Origin of the sequence: Halomicrococcus gelatinilyticus (genome assembly GCA_024227995.1) — an archaeon.
Lineage (GTDB): Archaea > Halobacteriota > Halobacteria > Halobacteriales > Haladaptataceae > Halomicrococcus > Halomicrococcus gelatinilyticus.
Genome location: CP100465.1, coordinates 956,149 through 975,396 on the forward strand (window position 1 = coordinate 956,149; position 19,248 = coordinate 975,396).

14 protein-coding genes are annotated in these 19,248 nt (G+C 70.8%); 8 read left to right on the forward strand and 6 right to left on the reverse strand.

Features of this window, described 5'->3' with window-relative positions; all coding sequences use genetic code 11:
- Nucleotides 1–73 precede the first annotated feature (73 nt).
- The gene (locus tag NKT36_RS05135) at nt 74–700 is read right to left on the reverse strand and encodes a class I SAM-dependent methyltransferase (RefSeq protein WP_327052880.1); all 627 of its coding nucleotides are present in this window, start codon (nt 698–700) and stop codon (nt 74–76) included.
- 154 nt (nt 701–854) lie between these two features.
- Nucleotides 855–1,643, reverse strand: coding sequence for a cytochrome c oxidase subunit II (gene coxB / locus NKT36_RS05140; protein ID WP_327052881.1), 789 nt, complete (start codon nt 1,641–1,643; stop codon nt 855–857).
- Between the two features lie 284 nt (nt 1,644–1,927).
- Here coxB and NKT36_RS05145 point away from each other — a divergent pair, with 284 nt between their 5' ends.
- Together NKT36_RS05145 and NKT36_RS05150 are read left to right on the forward strand one after the other, a co-directional pair.
- Nucleotides 1,928–4,213: a DUF6789 family protein gene (locus NKT36_RS05145; protein ID WP_327052882.1), complete on the forward strand. Its 2,286-nt coding sequence runs from the start codon at nt 1,928–1,930 to the stop codon at nt 4,211–4,213.
- A 39-nt stretch (nt 4,214–4,252) separates the two neighbouring features.
- Complete coding sequence (locus NKT36_RS05150; RefSeq protein ID WP_327052883.1) at nt 4,253–4,894, forward strand: hypothetical protein; 642 nt, start codon at nt 4,253–4,255, stop codon at nt 4,892–4,894.
- A 4-nt stretch (nt 4,895–4,898) separates the two neighbouring features.
- Here NKT36_RS05150 and NKT36_RS05155 read toward each other — a convergent pair whose 3' ends face one another.
- Nucleotides 4,899–5,717 (reverse strand): cytochrome c oxidase subunit 3, encoded by an 819-nt coding sequence (locus NKT36_RS05155; protein WP_327052884.1) that lies wholly within the window; start codon nt 5,715–5,717, stop codon nt 4,899–4,901.
- 181 nt (nt 5,718–5,898) lie between these two features.
- Here NKT36_RS05155 and NKT36_RS05160 point away from each other — a divergent pair, with 181 nt between their 5' ends.
- Together NKT36_RS05160 and NKT36_RS05165 are read left to right on the forward strand one after the other, a co-directional pair.
- Nucleotides 5,899–7,545: a thiamine pyrophosphate-binding protein gene (locus tag NKT36_RS05160; RefSeq protein WP_327052885.1), complete on the forward strand. Its 1,647-nt coding sequence runs from the start codon at nt 5,899–5,901 to the stop codon at nt 7,543–7,545.
- Nucleotides 7,546–7,619: 74 nt separating this feature from the next.
- Entirely contained in the window at nt 7,620–7,916 is a 297-nt protein-coding gene (locus tag NKT36_RS05165) for a hypothetical protein (RefSeq protein ID WP_327052886.1), read from the forward strand.
- Between the two features lie 11 nt (nt 7,917–7,927).
- On the opposite strand, the gene NKT36_RS05170 is transcribed toward NKT36_RS05165, so the two are convergent.
- From NKT36_RS05170 to NKT36_RS05180, 3 genes are all read right to left on the reverse strand, one after another.
- Nucleotides 7,928–9,052, reverse strand: coding sequence for a 3-hydroxyacyl-CoA dehydrogenase (locus NKT36_RS05170; RefSeq protein WP_327052887.1), 1,125 nt, complete (start codon nt 9,050–9,052; stop codon nt 7,928–7,930).
- Between the two features lie 93 nt (nt 9,053–9,145).
- Nucleotides 9,146–10,552, reverse strand: coding sequence for an APC family permease (locus NKT36_RS05175; protein ID WP_327052888.1), 1,407 nt, complete (start codon nt 10,550–10,552; stop codon nt 9,146–9,148).
- Between the two features lie 195 nt (nt 10,553–10,747).
- Nucleotides 10,748–12,634: a bacterio-opsin activator domain-containing protein gene (locus tag NKT36_RS05180; RefSeq protein ID WP_327052889.1), complete on the reverse strand. Its 1,887-nt coding sequence runs from the start codon at nt 12,632–12,634 to the stop codon at nt 10,748–10,750.
- A gap of 302 nt (nt 12,635–12,936) precedes the next feature.
- Here NKT36_RS05180 and NKT36_RS05185 point away from each other — a divergent pair, with 302 nt between their 5' ends.
- The 4 genes from NKT36_RS05185 to NKT36_RS05200 are packed head-to-tail and all read left to right on the forward strand — an operon-like array spanning nt 12,937 to nt 19,246.
- Nucleotides 12,937–13,959 (forward strand): 4Fe-4S dicluster domain-containing protein, encoded by a 1,023-nt coding sequence (locus NKT36_RS05185; RefSeq protein ID WP_327052890.1) that lies wholly within the window; start codon nt 12,937–12,939, stop codon nt 13,957–13,959.
- A gap of 2 nt (nt 13,960–13,961) precedes the next feature.
- Nucleotides 13,962–15,230 (forward strand): NrfD/PsrC family molybdoenzyme membrane anchor subunit, encoded by a 1,269-nt coding sequence (nrfD, locus tag NKT36_RS05190; protein WP_327052891.1) that lies wholly within the window; start codon nt 13,962–13,964, stop codon nt 15,228–15,230.
- Between the two features lie 2 nt (nt 15,231–15,232).
- Complete coding sequence (locus NKT36_RS05195) at nt 15,233–18,472, forward strand: molybdopterin-dependent oxidoreductase (protein ID WP_327052892.1); 3,240 nt, start codon at nt 15,233–15,235, stop codon at nt 18,470–18,472.
- Between the two features lie 6 nt (nt 18,473–18,478).
- Nucleotides 18,479–19,246: a molecular chaperone TorD family protein gene (locus tag NKT36_RS05200; protein ID WP_327052893.1), complete on the forward strand. Its 768-nt coding sequence runs from the start codon at nt 18,479–18,481 to the stop codon at nt 19,244–19,246.
- Nucleotides 19,247–19,248 lie beyond the last annotated feature (2 nt).

Genomic DNA, 19,248 nt, shown 5'->3' on the forward strand with positions numbered 1-19,248 from the left:
GCGGTCCGGTCGTCGGTACCACTCCCTCGCGGTGCCCGAGGTGGCGGTCGCCGCGAAAATCGCAGCGAGGCGCCTACGCGTCCAGACGGGCCGCGAAGAACACCCAGCGGGCGTCCTCCTCGTCCGCAAGCTCGTTCGGGCCACCCCACTCGTCGACGACGCTGAAGCCGGCCGACCGCAACTGCTCGCGCGTCGCGTCCGCGCCTGCGATGGACCACTGCATCTCCACGCCGCTGTCGAGCCAGTCCGGGTTCGTCCCGCTCCACTCCTCGGGCCCCTCCGTCACGAGCAGTCGACCGCCGGAGTCCAGGACGCGCGCGAACTCGTCGAGGACCGTCTGGTGGTCGCCGAACGGCACGTGGATGAGCGAGTGGAAGGCGGTCACGGCGTCGAACGAGCCGTCGCGGACGGGGAGTCTCGTCATGTCGCCCTGCGCGAGCGACGCGTCGGGTGCGTTCTGCGTGGCCAGTTCCAGTTGCCTGCGCGAGAAGTCGACCCCGACCGCGGTCGCCGACGCGCTCAGCTCGCGGAGGACGGGCGTCCCCTGGCCGCAACCGACGTCGAGGACGCGTTCGGCGTCCGGAATCGAGGCGAGGAACTCGTCGAGGATGTCGACGTCACGACCGTCGTCGGACCGCTCGGCGGCGTACGTCGCCGCCATGCCGTCGTACCCGTGGCGAACCGCGTCTCTGTCGACCATGTGCAACAGGTAGTGTTGGCAGCGCGACTAATATATTGTGACACCGAACGGGCCGCGCGCTGGTCATGCGGCCCGACGCATCTCCCTACCAGGGAGAACCGTCGGCGTCGCCGTGGAAGGGAGCCGGCGGCCAGTCATCACTGGGCCGCCGCGGTCAAGTCCTGCTCGCGTTCGCGCTGGCGTTCGAACCACCGACCGACGAGTTCGCCGCGGTGCCGTTCGACAGGCTGGCGTTCGACGCGCCGTTGTCGCGGAGCCAGTCGCGGTACTCGTCCTGCGGGAGGACGCGCACGGTCGTCCGCATGCGGGAGTGGCCCGCGCCGCAGAGTTCGGTGCAGAAGCCCTGGTAGACGCCGGGGTCGAACACGCGGGTGTGGACGACGGTCGTCTGGCCCGGGAACACGTCCTGTTTCACGCCGAGGTCGGGGACGAACAGCGAGTGGACGACGTCCTTGGACGTCATGCGGACGTAGACGTCGCGGTTCGCCGGCAGGACGAGTTCGCGCCGGTCGGTGACGCCGTGCTCCGGGTAGCTGAACTCCCAGTTCCACTGGTAGGCGAGACCGCGGACGACGACCGCGTCCTCCGGGACCTCCTCGCCGGCCGCTATCTCCGGGTCGGGCGAGATGTAGGGGCTCGCGAGGACGTTGTACGCCGCGACGCCGACGAACAGGAGGATGATGGCGGTCGCGACGGTCCACGTGATCTCGAGCGACGGGTCGTCGGCCGTCGGCAGCGGGTCGTCGTTGTCGCGGAACCGATAGACGGCGTAGACGAGGATGAGTTCGACGAACAGCGCGAGCGGGATGGCGACGTAGAGGAGCTGGAAGTTCAGCTGGTCGATGAGCCGGCTGTTCACGGACTGCGCCGCCGCTGGCTCGACCGCCACTGCCGCCACCAGCGCGACGATTCCCCCGACGACCGCGACGCGACGCTCCCCCATCACCTCCGTCGCTCGACGCACGCGGAGTTATATCTACTGCCCGCCACGTCGTCGGGCGGTTCCGGAGCGGGCACTCCGGCGACGCCAGACGGGAGTCAGGCAGACCAGACCAGGTCGTCAGGCTGTTCCAGACCGATTCGGCCGACGGGTCCGAGACGACCGACGGTGTCGCGACGGCCCCCGATTTTATCCGGGCGTACGTCGAGCAACGCTGTAACGATGGACTGGGGGACGGGCCGAGGTGGAGAGCAGCGAGTGCGAGCGTCGCGACCGGGGGCGGGACGATGAACCGCGCACTGGTCGAGGTCGGACTGCTCGCCGCCATCCTCCTGGGGTGCTGGGTGACGGTCCGACGGTCGGGGCAGTCCCCGGAGCGGACGCGCGGCGACGGCGGGGCCGCGGGGGAGTACGGCCCCGGCCGCGAGCACGACACGGGCGTCGCTCGGGTCCGCGAAGCGGTTATCCGATGGACGACGACGACCAACCACCGCGACGTCGGCATCCTGTACATCGTGTTCGGGACGTTCGCGGCGCTGTGGGGCGGCATGGACGCGATGATGATGCGGACGGAACTGCTGACCCACGAGACGACCATCTGGTCGGCAGAGACGTACAACGCCCTGTTCACGACCCACGGCATCACGATGCTGTTCTTCTTCGTCACGCCGGTGTTCTTCGGGGTCGGCAACTACTTCCTGCCGCTGCTGCTCGGTGCGGACGACATGGCGTTCCCGCGGCTGAACGCCATCGGCTTCTGGTTGCTACCGCCCGCCCTGTTGCTGGCGCGGACCGGCCTGCTCGCGCAGGTCGCCGGGCAGGTGCTCGGCCTGCTCGTCGAGTCCGGCGACCTCCTGCGGTTCTTCCTGTTCCTCCGCGAACCGGGCATCGGCTGGACGCTGTACCCGCCGCTGTCGATACAGACCCAGGGCCCGCAGATCAACTTCCTCCTCCTCGGCCTGCACCTCAGCGGCATCTCGACGACGCTCGGCGCGCTCAACTTCATCGTCACCACCGTCTACGAGCGCGGCGACGACGTCGGCTGGCAGGACCTCGACATCTTCTCGTGGGCGATGCTCACGACGAGCGGCATCGTCGTCTTCGCGTTCCCGCTGCTGGGCAGCGCCATCGTGATGTTGCTGCTCGACCGCAACTTCGCCACGACGTTCTTCACCGCGGACGGCGGCGGTCCCATCCTCTGGCAGCACCTGTTCTGGTACTTCGGCCACCCCGAGGTGTACATCATCTTCCTGCCCGCGACCGGGCTGATGAGCCTCATCCTCCCGAAGTTCGCCGGGCGGAAGCTGTTCGGGTTCAAGTTCGTGGTCTACTCGACGCTCGCCATCGGCGTGCTGAGCTTCGGCGTCTGGGCCCACCACATGTTCGTCACCAGCCTCGACCCGCGGGTGCGCGCGAGCTTCATGGCGGTGTCCGTCGCCATCGCCGTCCCGAGCGCCATCAAGACGTTCAACTGGATCACGACCATCTGGCAGGGGAACCTTCGCATCACGGCGCCGCTGTTGCTCTGCGTCAGCGGCATCGGCACCTTCGTCGTCGGCGGCGTCACCGGCGTGTTCCTCGCCGCCATCCCCGTCGACGTCCTCTATCACGCGACCTACTACGTCGTCGGCCACTTCCACCTCATCCTCATGGGCATCATCCCGTTCATGATGATCGCCGCGAGCTACTACTGGTACCCCATCATCACCGGCCGGATGTACGACCGCCAGCTCGCGCTGTTCCAGTCGATGCTGTTCGTAACGGGGTCGATCGTCACGTTCGGAACGCTCGTCGTGCTCGGTCTGCTCGAACTGCCGCGCCGGTACGCGACCTACCCGGTGGAGTACCTCCCCTACCAGCAGGTCGCGACGGTCGGCGCGTACGTCATCGGCATCAGCGTCCTGCTGTGGCTCTACAACATGCTCTGGTCGTACCGCTACGGCCGCCCCGTCCAGGACGCCGACGTCTGGAACCTCAAGAAGACCCAGCAGTTCACCCGCGAGTGGGAGTGGTTCGAGCGCCGCCTCGAACAGCAGTACGGCATCGAGCCGACCGAACCCGAGACCGTTCGACCGTCGTCGACGGACGTGCCCGACGAGGGGAGCCCGACCATCCTCCGCGGCGTGACGCCGCTGGTGGGGACGGTCGGGAAGGTCATCGCGGCCGCCGCCGTCTCGGGGTTCGTCGGGACGCTGCTGATGGCGGGCGCGCTCGCCACGGCGGCCGGCCTGGGCGTGCTCGACCCCACCTCCTTCAGCGAACTCGCCGGCCTCGTCGGGATGGGCGAGACCGTCGCCGTCGGGTACGCGCTCTTCCTCGCCGGCGGCATGACGACCTGGCCGCTGCTGTTCGTCGCCTTCGTCGAGTTCCTCCCGGGCCGTCCGATCGTCGTGGCCGGCGTGGCGTTCGCGACCGTCATCTCCGCCGGGTTCCTGCTGGCGTTCTACACCGGCCAGACCGGCCTCGAACTGCTCACGTACGTCGTGTTCGTGCTCATCGCCCACTGGCTGTACGGCCTCGGGCTGGCAGCGACGTTCGGCTCGCTGGCTCGCCGCTGGAGCATCGAACTATGACCGCCGACGCGACGCCACGACGGAGGACGGACCGACGCCATGACTGACGACGACGCGCGACGCGACGACGATACACCGAGACGGACAGCCGACGACGGCAGCGGTACGCCGCCGGACCCGGACCGCGAGGCGACCGCGCCGGACCGGGAGCCGGCGGAGCCGCGCGGGTCGGCCGCGCTGACGTACGGCCCGCCGTTCCTCGGGACGCTGCTCGTCGCGCTCGGCCTCGCCGGCGGCGTCGTCGGCGGGTACGCCCTCGTCCAGGCCGAACTGGGTCTCTGTGGCGACACGACGGTCGTCGTCTACTCGCCCGACGCGACCGACCAGTTGACCGCGGCGCAGCCGGACGGTCCGGGCCTGCGGCGGTTCGCGTTCGACGACCTCGCGCCCGGGGAGCAGCGGGCGGTCGAGACGGCCGTCCGCGACCCCGCGGACCGGGCAGACGTGGAGGGACGGTTCGTCCACCGGGCCGCGTTCGAGCGCGGCGTCCTCGTCGAGTACGCGGGCGCGACGCGCTACGCCACCATCGCGTCGCGGAACGCCTGCCTGGACGTCAACCCGCTGCTGTTCCCGCTCGGCGTCACCTCCATCCTGCTCGGCGTCGTCGGCATCCTCGTCCCGCCCGTCTACCGGCGACTGCTCGCGCTCGAGGTCGAGTCCGAACGCTCGCGACAGGAGTAGGTGCTCACACGAGCGTCGCGCCGGCGTAGACGTAGACGACGAGGAAGATCCAGACGGCGTCGACGAAGTGCCAGTACCACGACACGGTCGTCACGGACGTGTCCCGCTCCGGCGAGAACTCGCCCCGCAGCGCGCGCCAGAACAGGATCCCGAGCAGCACCACGCCGAGCGCGACGTGGAGACCGTGCAGTCCCGTCAGGCCGAAGAACGCGCTCCCGAACACGCCGCTCGTCAGGGTGAAACCCTCGGCGACGACGAACTCGTAGTACTCGACGACCTGCCCGGCGAGGAAGACCACTCCCAGCACCGTCGTCGCCCCGAGGAGCGCGAGGAACCGCCGGCGGTTCCCGTCGTGGAGCGCGGAGTGTGCGACGTGCAACGTCGCGCTGCTGGCGACCAGTATCGCCGTGTTCGCCAGCACGAGCGAGCCGAACACGTCCGGCACGCCGGCCGCCGGCCACGCGCCGACCCGGACGACGAAGTAGTACGCGAAGCCGGCACCGAAGGTGGCGACGTCGGTCAACAGGAAGAGGACCATCGTCGCGCGGTAGGACCCGTCGGCCCTCTCGCCCGTCAGCGACCGGCCGAGGTACGCCTGGCCGAACCAGCCGAAGAGGCCGACGGCGACCACGCCCGCGCCGACGACGGCGATGGCGACGCCCAGGAACACCGGGGCAAGCGGCACCGCATCGGCGAACAGCGCGAGCGCGGCGCCGAGGTACAGCACCCCGGCGCCGGCCGCTGCGACGATGGGCCACCTGCTGCGGTGGTCGTGGTCCGCTGCCTCCGCAGCGCCGGCGTGACCGTCCTGCTGCTCCGTCATGGGGGTTGTCACGGCTTCGACCGACGGCCTCATGACGGTAGTGGCCGGCGGGGGTGGAACGGTCGATAGCTGTCGTGTGGGGCCGCACATTTATATTCGATAGCCGTCACGTTCGACACATGGCCATCCGTCACACGGTAGCGAAGCACTCGACTGTCGCGGAACTGACGAGGGCACGACGATGCGCCTGACCGACGCCGTCGTCGGGACGTTCGAGGCGGCGGGCGTCGACACCGTCTTCGGCTTCCCCTGCGAACAGATGGACCCCTACTACGCCAGCCTCGTCGACTCCGACCTCCGGCACGTCCTCGCGCGCAGCGAGGCCGGTGCGGCGATGATGGCGGACGGCTACGCCCGCACCACCTTCCGCGCTGGCGTCGTGGACGGCGTCGGCGGCCCCGGCGCGGCGAACGTCGGCGTCGGGCTCATCGAGGCGGACGGCGCGTCCAGCCCCGTCGTCGCGGTCACGGGCGACAACTCCCGGCACGCACGGGGTCGCGAGGTCATCCAGGACGCGGACAACGAGGCCATCCTCGGCCCGCACGTCGACGCGAGCTACGACCCCGAGACGCCGGCGCGGGCGGTCGAGGCCGCCCGGCAGGTGGTCCGCGAGGCGGTCACGGGCGTCCCCTCGCCCACCCACCTCAACCTCACCGAGGACGTCCTCGACGCCGAGATCGACGAGTGGACGCCGCCGGACGTCTCCGCGACGTTCCCCGCCGCGCGCCCCGAACCGGACGCCGAATCGGTCGACGCAGCGGTGGACGTGCTCGAGGACGCCGAGCGACCGGTCATCGTCGCGGGCGAGGGCGCGCTCCGGTCGCGGTCCTGGGACGCCGTCGCCGACCTCGCGCACGCGCTGGACGCGCCGGTCGCCACGTCGATGAACGGTAAGGGAATCGTCGACGAGACCGACGACCACGCGGTCGGCGTCGCCGGTCGCTGGGGGTTCTGCGAGGTGGCCAACGACGCCGTGGGCGAGGCGGACGCCGTGCTCGCGCTCGGCTGTCGGCTGGGCGAGCTCACGACGGTCGGGTGGACGCTCGTCCCCGAGGACGCCGCGCTCGTCCACGTCGACCTCGACCCCGCGTGGCTCGGGAAGACCTACGAGGCGGACGTGCCCATCATGGCCGACGTGCGGGCGACCGCCGCGCGCCTCGCTGAATCCGTCTCGGGCGACCCCGACCGCGCCGACCGCGTCGCCGACCTCGCGGACGCGCGCCGCGAGTGGTTCGAAAGCCACGAAGACGCCCTGGAGAGCGACGACGCGCCCGTCAAGCCCCAGCGCGTCTTCCGCGAGGTGGAGCGTGCGACGCCCGACGACGCCGTCCTCGTCTCCGCGACCAGCTTCACCGGCTTCTTCACCGGCGCGTTCTACCGGGTCCGCGAGCCGGGCGTGCGCTACCTCCAGGCGCGCGGCAGCGACGGCATCAACTACTGCCTGCCGCAGGCGCTCGGCGTCCAGGCCGGCGACCCGGACGCCACCGTCGTCGCGGTGTCGGGCGACGGCGGCATCGGCTACCACATCGCCGAACTCGAGACCGCAGTACGTGAAGACCTGCCGGTCACCGTCGTCGTCGCGAACAACCAGTCGCTGGGCTCCTCGAAGATCAGCCAGACCGCGTCGACGGGCACCACGCTCTCGACCGACTTCTCGCCGGCGACCGACTACGCCGCGGTCGCGCGCGGCTTCGGCTGCGAGGCCGAAGTCGTCGACGACCCCGGCGACCTCCCGGACCTGCTCGGCGAGGCGGTCGAAAGCGACGACCCCTGGCTGCTCGACGTGCGCGTCGACCCCTACGCCAGTCCGCCGGTGCGCGTGGACTGAGCGGAGTGCAGTGGTCCCCTACCGTTTTGCCGTTCGAGGTCGTCGTACCCTCCGTCCCTCGACGGGAGCCAGCCATGACCACGCTCGAAACCCTGCAGGAGCGACCAGAGTTCGAATCTGTCGCGCTCTCGATAGACGTCGACGAGGTGCGCGACCGGGTGCACGGAACGCTGAAAGGACTGAACGCGACGGAGACGGCGGACGGCGTCAAGTTCCGGACGACCGGCGGGACGCTCATCGCGGTCGTCGGCGAACGCTCCGGAGGCGACGAGGCCGAGAGCGAACTCGTCTACCGGGCGGCCCCGGCGGCACAGACCGCGACGCGGAAGGGTCGGAAGGTGTACGAGGCGCTCGAACCGTACGCCGTCTGAGCCGCTGCCGATCAATCACTCTCCTCGACCAGTGACGGCGCCGGTTCGTAGACGCCGGCGCCGGTCGCTGCGTGACGCTCGCGCAGCGTCGCCACGAGGAACTCCCGCCCCAGCAGGTCCAGCGCGTCGAAGGGTCCCATGTCGCCGCCGCTACCCCGGCGCAGGATCTCGTTCAGCGTCTCGCGGTCGGTGATGCCGTCGGCGACGATGCGGTGTGCCTCAGAGACCATGGCCGCGACGACCGGCGCGACGTCGTGGGCCTCGTCCGGGTCGGGGACGACCGGGTCGTCGCCGTCCCACTCGTAGAAGCCGCGGCCGGTCTTCTTGCCGAGGTCGCGGCGGTCGACCATCGCTTCCATGCGCTCGCGGACCTCCGGGGGCGGGTCGAAGCGGCCGTCGTAGGGCTCGCGGAGGTTCTCGACCGTCCGGAGGTGGACGTCGAGGCCGATGAGGTCGACGAACTCCAGCGGCCCGCGCGGGAAGCCCAGGTCCGTCGCGGCGCGGTCGATGGCCGCCGGTTCGGCCTCGCGCAGTTCCCACGTGCCGGCGCACTTGATGGCGGCTGAGACGCGGCTCAGGCAGTGCGCGCGCGCCTCGCCGTCGAGTTCGGCCACCCACTTGCCCATCGCCTCGCCGACGGCGACCGCGCGCTCGACCGCCCGGTCGGTGGCCTGCTCGCCGCCCACCTCCACCACGTCGCGCTCGATGGCCGGGTTCGGGAAGTGGAAGAAGACGACGCGCTCGGGGGCGTCCGCGTCGACCGCCACGTCGGTCGGCGTGAGCGAGGAGGTGTTCGTGCCGACGACGGCGTCGTCCGCGAGGACGGCGTCCAGGTCGGCGACGACGCTGCGTTTCAAATCGAGGCGTTCCGGCACCGCCTCGACGACGAAGTCGCAGTCGGCGAGCGCGTCGAGGTCGGTGGCGTACGTGACGTGCGGGACGAGGGCGTCGCGCTGGCGGCGGCCGGCGGCGTCGAGCGCGTCCAGTGCGTCGGTCGCGTGACGGTCGCGCGCCCGGTCCAGCGCGTCGGGGGCGACGTCCACGAGAACCACGTCGAAGCCGGCGTTGGCGAGTAGCGCGCTGACGTCTGCGCCCATCAGTCCAGCGCCGACGACGCCCGTGTCGAGGTCAGCCATACCACGACCTGCGGAGCCCTGCCACATAACTGATACGACGGGGCGGACCGGACGACGGTCGACGCGGCGATCGGTCGGCGTCGCCGTCCGCCGCTACTCGCTGGCCCGGGTGCCGCTGGCGTCCGTGCCGCCGCCGCGAGCCAGTTCGTCGTCCACCGCGCGGTCATCGCGGTCGTCGTCCAGTGGCACGCCGCCCATCGTCCGCCCGCGGCGGGCGAGGTGGCGGCGGCGGACCAGGTAGTACGCCTCGCCGGCGACCATCGCCGCGAGCCAGACGCCGAGAACGCCCGCGTCGTTCGCGCCGAGGAGGGCGAACAGCGCGACGTTGGCGGGGACGCCCAGGGCGGCGACGGCGACGACGGCGCGGGGCGACAGCGGAACCGACGAGTCGGCGTGGACGTCCGGCCGCTCGCGGACGAACCGGACCGCGGCCAGCATCACCGGGACGATGAGGAAGATGCCGCCGAAGCCGAGCAGCGAACCGAGCTGGTCGAAGGGGAGCGGGCTGAGCACGGACGCCGCGGTCACCGCGTAGACGACCGTCAGCCCCCAGTGGGGCGTCCCCCAGCGGTCGTTCTCGCGGGCGAGCACGGCGGGGAAGACGTCGTCCGCCGCGAGCGCGGCGAGGTACTTGGGTGCGATCATGAACACGGCGTTGAGCGTGGTCGCGGTGGCGAAGAGTGCACCGCCGACGACGAAGACGGCGACGAGCGGGGCGGGCAGCACCGCCTCGGCAGGCAACGCGAGCGACTCGCCCGCGAGCGCCGCCGGGCCGACGGTGCCCACGGCGACGAACGCGACGAGCGCGTAGAGCGCCAGCGCGAGCGGGATGCTCACCAGGAAGGACCGCGGGATGGTGACCGTCGCCGCCCGCACGTCGCCGCCGAGGTCGACGATGAAGTTCGCGCCCAGACAGACGAAGTAGAGGACGGCCGCGCCCGTCACCACGCCCGTCGCACCGGTGGTGAACAGCGGCCGGAAGGTTCCGGGGTCGACCGCCGGCAGGCCGAGGAGGACGAACGTGAGCAGGCTGGCGACCAGCGTGGCGAACAGCGCGAGCTGGACCCGGGCGGCCGGACGGATGCCGAGGAGGTTGACGCCGAAGAAGAACGTGAGCGCGAGCACCGCCGTCAGCTGCGGCGTCACGCCGGTGAGCGTCTCGACGTACCCGCCGAAGCTGAGCGCGTACAGCGGGAGGCCGCCGCCGAACATGCTCACCGTCAGCCCCCACGCGGCGAGGTAGGCGACGTGTGGCGAGACGAACTCGCGCGGGTAGCGGTAGTTGCCTGCGACGGTCGGGTAGGCCGCGCCGAGCACCGCCGTCGGTACCAGCCCCAGTGCGACGACGCCGAACGCGACGACGTAGGAGACGGGGACGGCCGGCCCCGCGAGGTCCGTCGCGACGCCCGTGAGCGCGAACAGCCCCGCGCCGACGATGAGCCCGACCTCGATGGCGACCGCCTCCAGGAGCCCGATGTCCCCGCTCGACTCCGAACCCATGTTCAGTTCGTTTGACACGCATCTGTTAAATGTGTTCGTGCCACACAGGGGCAGCCCACCGCGCGAGCGTCGGCGGCGCGCACATACGGGGCACGGAACGCAGGACCGGACGCCGCGGTGGAGGGCCAGCAGTCGTCCGCGGCGACCGACGTCGTCCGCCGGAGACCGCAGTGGGATGCAGCGCCGGGACGTCCGTCACGCCCGGAGTTCGCGGGAGTCGGCCGGGACGCGCCGGGTGTCGAACAGCGAGTCCAGCAGTTTCCGCTGGGCCGCGCGCAGGTGCTGGAGGAACGTCGACTGCGAGATGTCCATCATCGCGGCCACGTCGTCGCCGCTGTTCTCCCGGGGCCAGTCGAAGAAGCCGGCGGCGTAGGCCGTCCTGACGGCCTCCAGTTGCCGACCCGTCAGTTCGGACTCGACCTCGGCGCGGAACGCGGGCTTCACCTGTCCGTTCGGCCGGCGCTCGCGCTGGGCGACGAGCGTCGCGTCGGGGTGGACGTCCCGCAGCGCGGTGACGACGGTCCGCGTCTCGATGCGACTCGGCATCTCGACCGTCACCGTCGCCTCGCCGTCACCGGCGGACAGTGCGGTGACGACCGCGCCGTAGTCGGCGAGCGCCGACAGCATGGACGCCTCAACGGGGACGAGCCGGAACACGTGGGCGTCGTCGTCCGCGCAGACGTATGCGGCGGCCTCGACCCAGTCGGCGGCGTCGGCGTACGCCACCACCTCGTCGCGGTCGACGCCCGCGAAGGAGGCGAAGACGGCCTGCTGGCCGTCGGCGTCGCCGAGCAGGCGTTCGACCTCGACCGAGCAGTCCAGCGCCGTGACGACGTCGACCCACGGGACGTCCTCGTCCGTCAGGCGGAACTCCAGTTCGGTCACGTCGTCGCTGACCAGCGCGCGCTTGCTCTCGACGGCGTTGATGGCGTAGCCGACGGTCCGCCCGAGTTCGGCGAACACGTCGCGGTCGATGGCCTCGACGGTCGCGCGGTCGGCGGCGTAGACGTTCAGCACGCCGTAGACGCTGCTGCCGTAGCGGACGGGGATGGTGAGGACGGCCGCCGCGCCGCACTCGCGGGCTCGCGTCGCCCACGCTTCGTCGCGGTCGGCGAGGCCGGTCACCGCGACGCGCTCCTCGTCGAGCGCGCGGGAGAGCGGCGTGTCGCCGTCCGCGTCAGCGAGCGCCGCGACCAGGTCGTCCGCGGCGTCGTCGTCCAGGCCGGCGTGGGCGCGCGGGGTCACGGAGCCGTCGACCATCCGCGGATGGCCGAACCAGGCGAACGCGAACGCTTCGCGGGCGGCGAACTGTTCGCAGACGGTCCGTTCTATCTCCTCGCGGGTGCCCGCCGCGACGAGCTCCCGGTTCACGTCGCGCAGCACCTCGTTCGTCGTGTTCAGCGTCGCCAGCCGGTCGTTCTGCTGTTCGATGCGGAACTCGCGTTCCTTGCGCTCCGTGACGTCCGTGTCGACGGCGACGAAGCGCTCGACCGCGCCGTCCGCGTCGGTGATGGGCGCGATGGTCATGTCGACCCAGCAGTGCTCGCCGTTCCGCCGCTCGTTGATGATCTCGCCCTCCCAGACGTCGCCGCTCTTGATGTCCGCCCACATATCGTCGTAGAACGACTCGTCGTGCTCGCCGGACTTCCACAGGCGCGGGTTCTCGCCGATCAGTTCGTCGCGCCCGTAGCCCGTCACCGACTCGACGGCGGGGTTCGCGTACGTTATCGTGCCGTCGGTCTCGGTGATGAAGATGGCGTGGCCGGCGTGCTCGACCGCCTTCTCGAACTCGCGCAGGCGGTCGTTGGTCGCGGACAGTCGCTCCTTCACGCTGCGCTCCTCCTCGACGTACGCCGCGAGGAAGTGGACGGCGAGGACGGCGAGGACGCTCACGACGAGGCCGGGCAGTTCCTCGATGCCCGTCGTCGCGGTCGTCGCGGTCCACGCCTGGCGGACCGCCATCAGCGCGAGCATGAGCGTCAGGAAGCCGAACCGTCGGTCGCCGCTCCGGACCAGCAGGACGAGCGAGTAGCCGACCCCGAGCAGGCGGAGCAGCACCGACGCGGCGACGACCGGCGTCACGGCGACGCCACCCCCGCAGTGGGGCGTCCACGGACCCGCGGCCGAACACGGTTGCTCATGTCTGGAACGGCACGGACGAGACCAATAAGAAGGCGACCCGATTCCAGCGCGCTGGGAACCGGTCGCGTCGGCGGTTTTCCGGCGGTTTCGTGGCGTCCCAAACAGTATGGGTGCCGGGTTTACCCCCGGTTCGGCGACGGCCAACAGTATGGGTACCACGCTCAGCACGGTCGCGGTCCTACGTCCACGTGTATGACAGCATCACTGCTCGGACGAAGGACGCCCGTCGGGAGGCGGTGGCGATGAGCAGTCCCGAGGAACCGATGCCGGGAGTGCCGTCGCTCCCGGACGAGGAGACGTTCGACGCCGTCGTCGACGAGGAGACGGCGGACCCGCGCGAGGAACTGGCGAAGACGGAGTACAGCACCGACCTCGGCGTCGCGATGGCCGAGGACGCGAAACGCGTCTCGAACGGCGAACTGACCGGCGACGAGTACTGGGCGAAGTACGACTCGGCTGCCGCCGCGGAGTTCGGCGACGACTACCGGAACACGCCGAACCCGGCCATCGACCGCGGCGACGACGGCCAGACGGTCTCCGAGGAGGTCGCCGAGTCGCTGAGCTGTACGGTGGGGTCGATGGAGTCGGTCGCGGCCGAGATGGCGGGCGACGCGGCGGGCGACGACGAGGACTCGGAGCGCTGGGGGATGGTCATCGACCTCCAGAAGTGCGTCGGCTGCGACTCCTGTACGGTCGCCTGCAAGGCCGAGAACCGGACGCCGCCGGGCGTCTCGTACAACGTCGTCGTGGAGGAGGAACACGGCGAGTTCCCGAACGTCACCCGGACGAACCTTCCGCGGCCGTGCATGCAGTGCGAGAACCCGCCGTGCGTGCAGGTGTGTCCGGTGTCGGCGACGTACAAGATGGACGACGGCGTCGTCAACGTCGACTACGACCGCTGCATCGGCTGCCGGTACTGCATGATCGCGTGTCCCTACGGCGCACGCTACTTCGACTTCGGCGACAACTACGACGACGAGGTCGAGGGCGCTGGCGAGGTGACGAGTCCGGAGTACGGCGTCGACCGCGGCCCCCGCGAGGACGGCACGTCGCCGGTGGGCAACGTCCGGAAGTGTAGCTTCTGCACGCATCGACTCGAACGCGGCGAGGAGCCGGCCTGCGTCGAGACTTGCGTCGGCGACGCCCGCAACATGGGCGACCTCGACGACCCCGAGAGCGAGGTGGCGGAGCTCTCGGAGTCCTCGCGCGCGTTCCAGCTCAAGGAGAGCGAGGGCACCGACCCGAACGTCTACTACCTCAGGTGACCATGGCAACCGAAACCGCATTCGACTACGACCCCGGGTTCAACGACGGCCGTCTGCGCGCGGTCTGGTACGCAACGTTGGCGGTCGCGCTCGGCATCGGCGCGTTCGCCATGTACCAGCGGGTCACGCAGGGGATGGCGAGCACGAACCTCACGAGCGTCACCCCGTGGGGCGCGTGGGTGGCGTTCTACATCTACTTCGTCGGCCTGTCGGCCGGCGCGTTCCTCGTGAGCACGCTGGCGAACGTCTTCGAGGTGCCGGGCATGGAGCGGGTCGACCGCGACGCCCTGTTCGCGGCCATCGTGAGCATGATCGTCGCGATGCTGTTCGTCTGGACCGACCTCGGCCGGATGGACCGCATGTACCACCCGTTCCTCTGGCGGCAGGTCACCTCCCCGCTCGCATGGGAGGTCCACGCCTACGTCGCCTACATCGGCGTGCTCGTGACGGAGCTGTACTTCTCGATGCGCATCGACCTCGCGCGCGTCGCCGAGCGCGACGACGGCTGGCGCGGGACGATGTGTGGACTGTTGACGCTCGGCCGCCGGGAGACCAGCGAGGCGTCGCAGGCGACCGACCACGCGTGGCTGAAGCGGGCCGGCATCGTCGGTATCCCGCTCGCCATCTTCTTCGTCCACGGCGGGACGGGCGTGCTGTTCGCCGTGGCGAAGGCCCGCCCGTACTGGAACAGCGGGCTGTTCCCGCTCATCTTCGTCGTCTCGGCCGTCGTCAGCGGGACGGCGCTCGTGATGGCGCTGTACGTGCTGCGGACGCGGCTGTTCACGGCCCAGGGGGTCGACCCGGACCTGCTCGAACGGCTGGCGAAGCTGCTGGGCGCGTTCATCCTGACCGACGTGGCGCTGACGGCCATCGACGCGCTGGTCGCGCTGACCAGCCTCCACCACCACGAGGTGGCGACGTGGATGCTCGTGTTCACCAGCAAGTTCTCGTGGTCGTTCTGGGGCGTGATGGTCGGCCTCGGCTGGGTCGTCCCCCTGCTCCTGCTGAGCAAGCGCGCCTGGCGGCGTCGGCCGGCGCTGATGGTCGCCGCGGGACTCAGCGTCGTCGTCGGCATCGTCGGCGTGCGGTTCAACATCGTCGTGCCGCCCCAGATCGTCCCCGTCATGGAGGGACTCCCCCACGGGCGCTACGACCCGACGATGGTCGAGTGGGCGACCAGCGCCGGCATGGTCGCCGTCGGCCTGCTGGTCTACTCGCTCGGCGCGGAGGTACTGCCACTGACACCACTCGGCGACCACGGAGGTGACTGACGATGAGTTCGAACGACGGCGGCGACGAGGCCCCGGTCTCGCGCCGCGACTTCGTCAAGGCGGTCGGGAGCATCGGCGCGCTCGGCGCTGCGAGCAGCGCGAGCCTGAACCTCGACGTGGGCGACCTCTGGTCGGACGAGGAGCACTACGTCGGCGACGACTACGGCGAGTACGACGCCGCGGACGTGCTGCACACGACCTGCGGGCAGTGCAACAGCTTCTGCCCCATCAAGGTCCGCCTCGACGACGCGAGCGGCACCGGCCAGTACAGCGCGCTCGTGCGGAAACTGGCGGGCAACCCCTACTCGTTCCTCAACACCCAGCCGTTCTCGCAGGTGCCGTACGACAGCGACCCGGAGAACGTCGCGATGGGCGACGTCGCCGGTTCCGGTGACGTCGCGGACACGCGGTGGTCGCTGTCCGGCGGCCGCATGTGCCTGAAAGGGCAGGCCGGCATCCAGACGGCGTTCGACAGTTACCGGGTCCGCAAGCCGATGAAGCGCGTCGGCCCGCGCGGCAGCGGCGAGTGGACGACCATCTCCTGGGAGCAGGCCATCGAGGAGATCGTCGAGGGCGACGACGACCTCGGCCACCCCGGACTGCGGTCGATGTGGGCGTACGCGCCGGAAGAGCAGGTGATGGGCGACTGGGAGGCCGTCCAGGACGGCGAGATGAGCAAGGGGGCGTTCGACGAGAAGTACGAGGACGTGCTCGTCGACACCGACCACCCGGACCTGGGCCCGAAGGCGAACCAGATCGTCGACGTCGGCGGCTACCGGCGCAACTTCATCCGCAAGCGGCTGTGGTCGCAGGGGCTCGGCTCCGTCAACAGCCTCCACCACGCCGGCACCTGCGGCTTCTCCAGCGTGATGGGCAACGTGCGGTCGTACGGCGGGAAGAAGAAGCGCCAGTACGCCGACGTCGACAGCTGCGAGTACCTGCTCGTCTGGGGGACCAACCCGATGGTCGCCAACAAGGGGCCGACGTGGCTCGCACCGAAGCTGACCAACGCCATCCAGGACGGCATGCGGATGGACGTCGTCGACCCGCGGCTGTCGAAGACGGCGGAGAAGGCGGACACGTGGGTGCCGGTCGACCCCGGCAGCGACGGGGCGCTGGCGCTCGGCATCGCCCGCTGGATAATCGACCACGAGCGCTACGACGCGGACTACCTCCGCAACCCCGGCAAGCCGGCGGCCGAAGACGACGGCGAGCCGACGTGGAGCGACGCCACCCACCTCGTCCGCGTCGACGCGGAGGCGCAACCGAAGGCGCGCGCAGGCGACGTCGGCCTGGAGGGCGACGGGTTCGTCGTCGTCGACGCGACGACCGGCGAACTCTCGACGGCCGACGCCGCCGAGACGGGGACGCTCGACGTGGACGTCACCGTCGACGGCGTCCACCTGAAGAGCGTCTGGCGGCTGTACCGCGAGCGGGTGTTCGAGCACACGCTGGAGGAGTACGCCGACATGGCGGGCGTGAGCGTCGAACAGATCGCAGACGTCGCCGACGAGTTCACGAGCCACGGCAAGCGCGCGGCCATCATGAGCTATCGCGGCCCAGCCAAACACTCCAACGGGTTCCACAACCAGCGCGCCATCGCCACGCTCCAGCACCTCATCGGCAACTACGACTGGAAGGGCGGCCAGATGACGCCGTACGCCGGCTACGACACCATGTCCGGGCGGTACGAGCTCGGCAACGTGCCGGACGGCCACTCGCCGTGGGGCATCCCCATCGTGCGCGGCGGCGTCGACTACGAGGACACGTCGCTGTTCGAGCGCGACGACGGTTATCCCGCCAAGCGGCCGTGGTTCCCGGTCGCGCCGCCGTACGCGGTCCAGGAGCTGTACGGCAGCGCGAAGGACGCCTACCCCTATAGCGTGAACGCGCTGTTCATCCGGCCGTACTCCGAGAACCACGTCCTCTCGGCGGCCGGCGGCGACAGGATTCCCGAGGTCATCGGCGACCCCGAGACAATCCCGCTGGTCGTCGCCTCCGACACGGTCGTCGGCGACACGAGCCAGTACGCCGACTACATCCTGCCGGAGCCGACGTACCTCGAACGCTGGGAGAACTTCGGGACCTACCCGAACAAGCGCCTCGCGGACGAGAAGATCAGCCAGCCGACGGTGAAGGTCGTCCCCGACGCCCGGCCGTTCGAGGAGGTGCTCGTCGACGTGTGGAAGCGCCTCGACCTGCCCGGCGTCGGCGAGGACGCCATCGTCGACAGCGACGGGGAGCGGTGGCCGCTCCACCGCAGCGAGGACTTCTATCTCAAGCTCGTCGCCAACGTCGCCTACTCGCGCGACCCGGTGGCCGACGCGAGCGACGACGAACTCGCGGTGTTCCGCAAGGCCCACCGGAAGGGGCTGGGCGAGCACTTCGACCTGGAACGGTGGAAGTCGGCGGTCAAGCCCGGTGAGTGGCGCAAGGTCGTCACCGTCCTCAACCGCGGCGGCCGGTTCGAGGAGCCCGTCGACGGCTACGCGGAGGCGTTCGAGCAGTACGGCCACGACTTCGACTACGCCGACCGCTTCGACGACCGGTCGAACGCCTACGACGGCGACAAGTTGCGCTACCGCCTCGGCGCGCGCGCCGACTTCTACAGCGAGGCCGTCGCGACCGGCAAGCACTCCTACACCGGCGAGCGGTTCGACCCGCTGCCGAAGGTCGAGGACGTGCGCCACTACGACGGCAGCGTCCAGTCGCCGGTCAAGAGCGACGAGTCGCCGGACCGCCCGCTGCGGCTCATCAACTGGAAGCCGCGGACGATGGGCATGCACCGCACCCAGAACGCGCCGTGGCTGCGCGAGCTCCGGCCGACGAACCCGCTGTGGATGAACCCCGACGACGCCGAGCAGCGCGGCATCGAGACCGGCGACGAGATACGCATCGACGCCGGCCGCCGCACCGTCGAGGGCGTCGCCTGGGTGACCGGCGGCATCCGCCCCGGCGTCGTCGGCGCGATGTGGGGCTGGGGCCGGACCGGCGACGGCGCGACGGCCCAGACCGTCGACGGCGAGACGCAGGAGGCCGCCGAGCGTGACGGCCACACCCCCTACCGGTTCGACCACCCCGGGAGGGAGGAGGCGGGCTACGCCGGCCCGCGCGACGCCGGCTTCGCCATCAACCACGTCCAGCCGCTGGACGCGGAGCTCGGCGACACCGGGCTCAGCGACCCCGTCGGCGGGAGCAACGCGCAGTACGACGCCTACGTCGACGTCGAGAGACTGGAGTGACCGACGATGCACGACACCACATCCGACGCGAGAGACGCTGGCGACCAGCACGACCAGATCGGCGACGGCAGTGCGGCAAGCGATGGCGACCCCGGCCCGGACGACGCGGCCTTCACCCGCTCGCGGGCGCGGGTCTACCGCCTGCTCGCCGCGGCGTTCGACGGCGACGTCGCCGCGTTCGCGGACGCCGTCGAGCGCGACGCGTTCGCCCAGGTGACCGCCGCACTGCCGGTCGACGTAGACCTCGGTCCGCTCGACGAGGACCCGCCGAGCGAGGCGGCGCTCGACCACGGGTACGACAACCTGTTCGCCGTGCCCGGACCGCACTACGTGCCGCCGTTCGCCTCCGCGCACGCCGGCGACGGCGAGGACCCCGAGTCGTTCGAGTCCGACTCGGCGTTCCGCGAGGGCGACGGCGGCGCGCTGCTGGGCACGCCGGCCGCGACGATGGCCGAACTGCACGAGCGCGCGGGGTTCAGTCCGACGCGCGGCGACGGCATCCCGGACCACCTCGCGGCGCAGTTCGAGTTCCTCGCCGTGCTGGCCGCGGCCGAGGCGGCCGCCGCGGACGCCGGCGACGCCGACCGCCGCGGGGACCTGCGGGCGCTCCAGCGGGCGACCCTCGACGCGCTCGGGTGGCTCGACGCCTTCGACCGGGCGGTCGGCGAGGCCGACGCGGTCGAGGGCGTCTTCGCCGCGCTCGCGACGTTCGCGCGGACGTTCGCCGCGTGGGACGCCCGGGACGGCATCGGGGCGGCCGACCGACAGCGGTGACT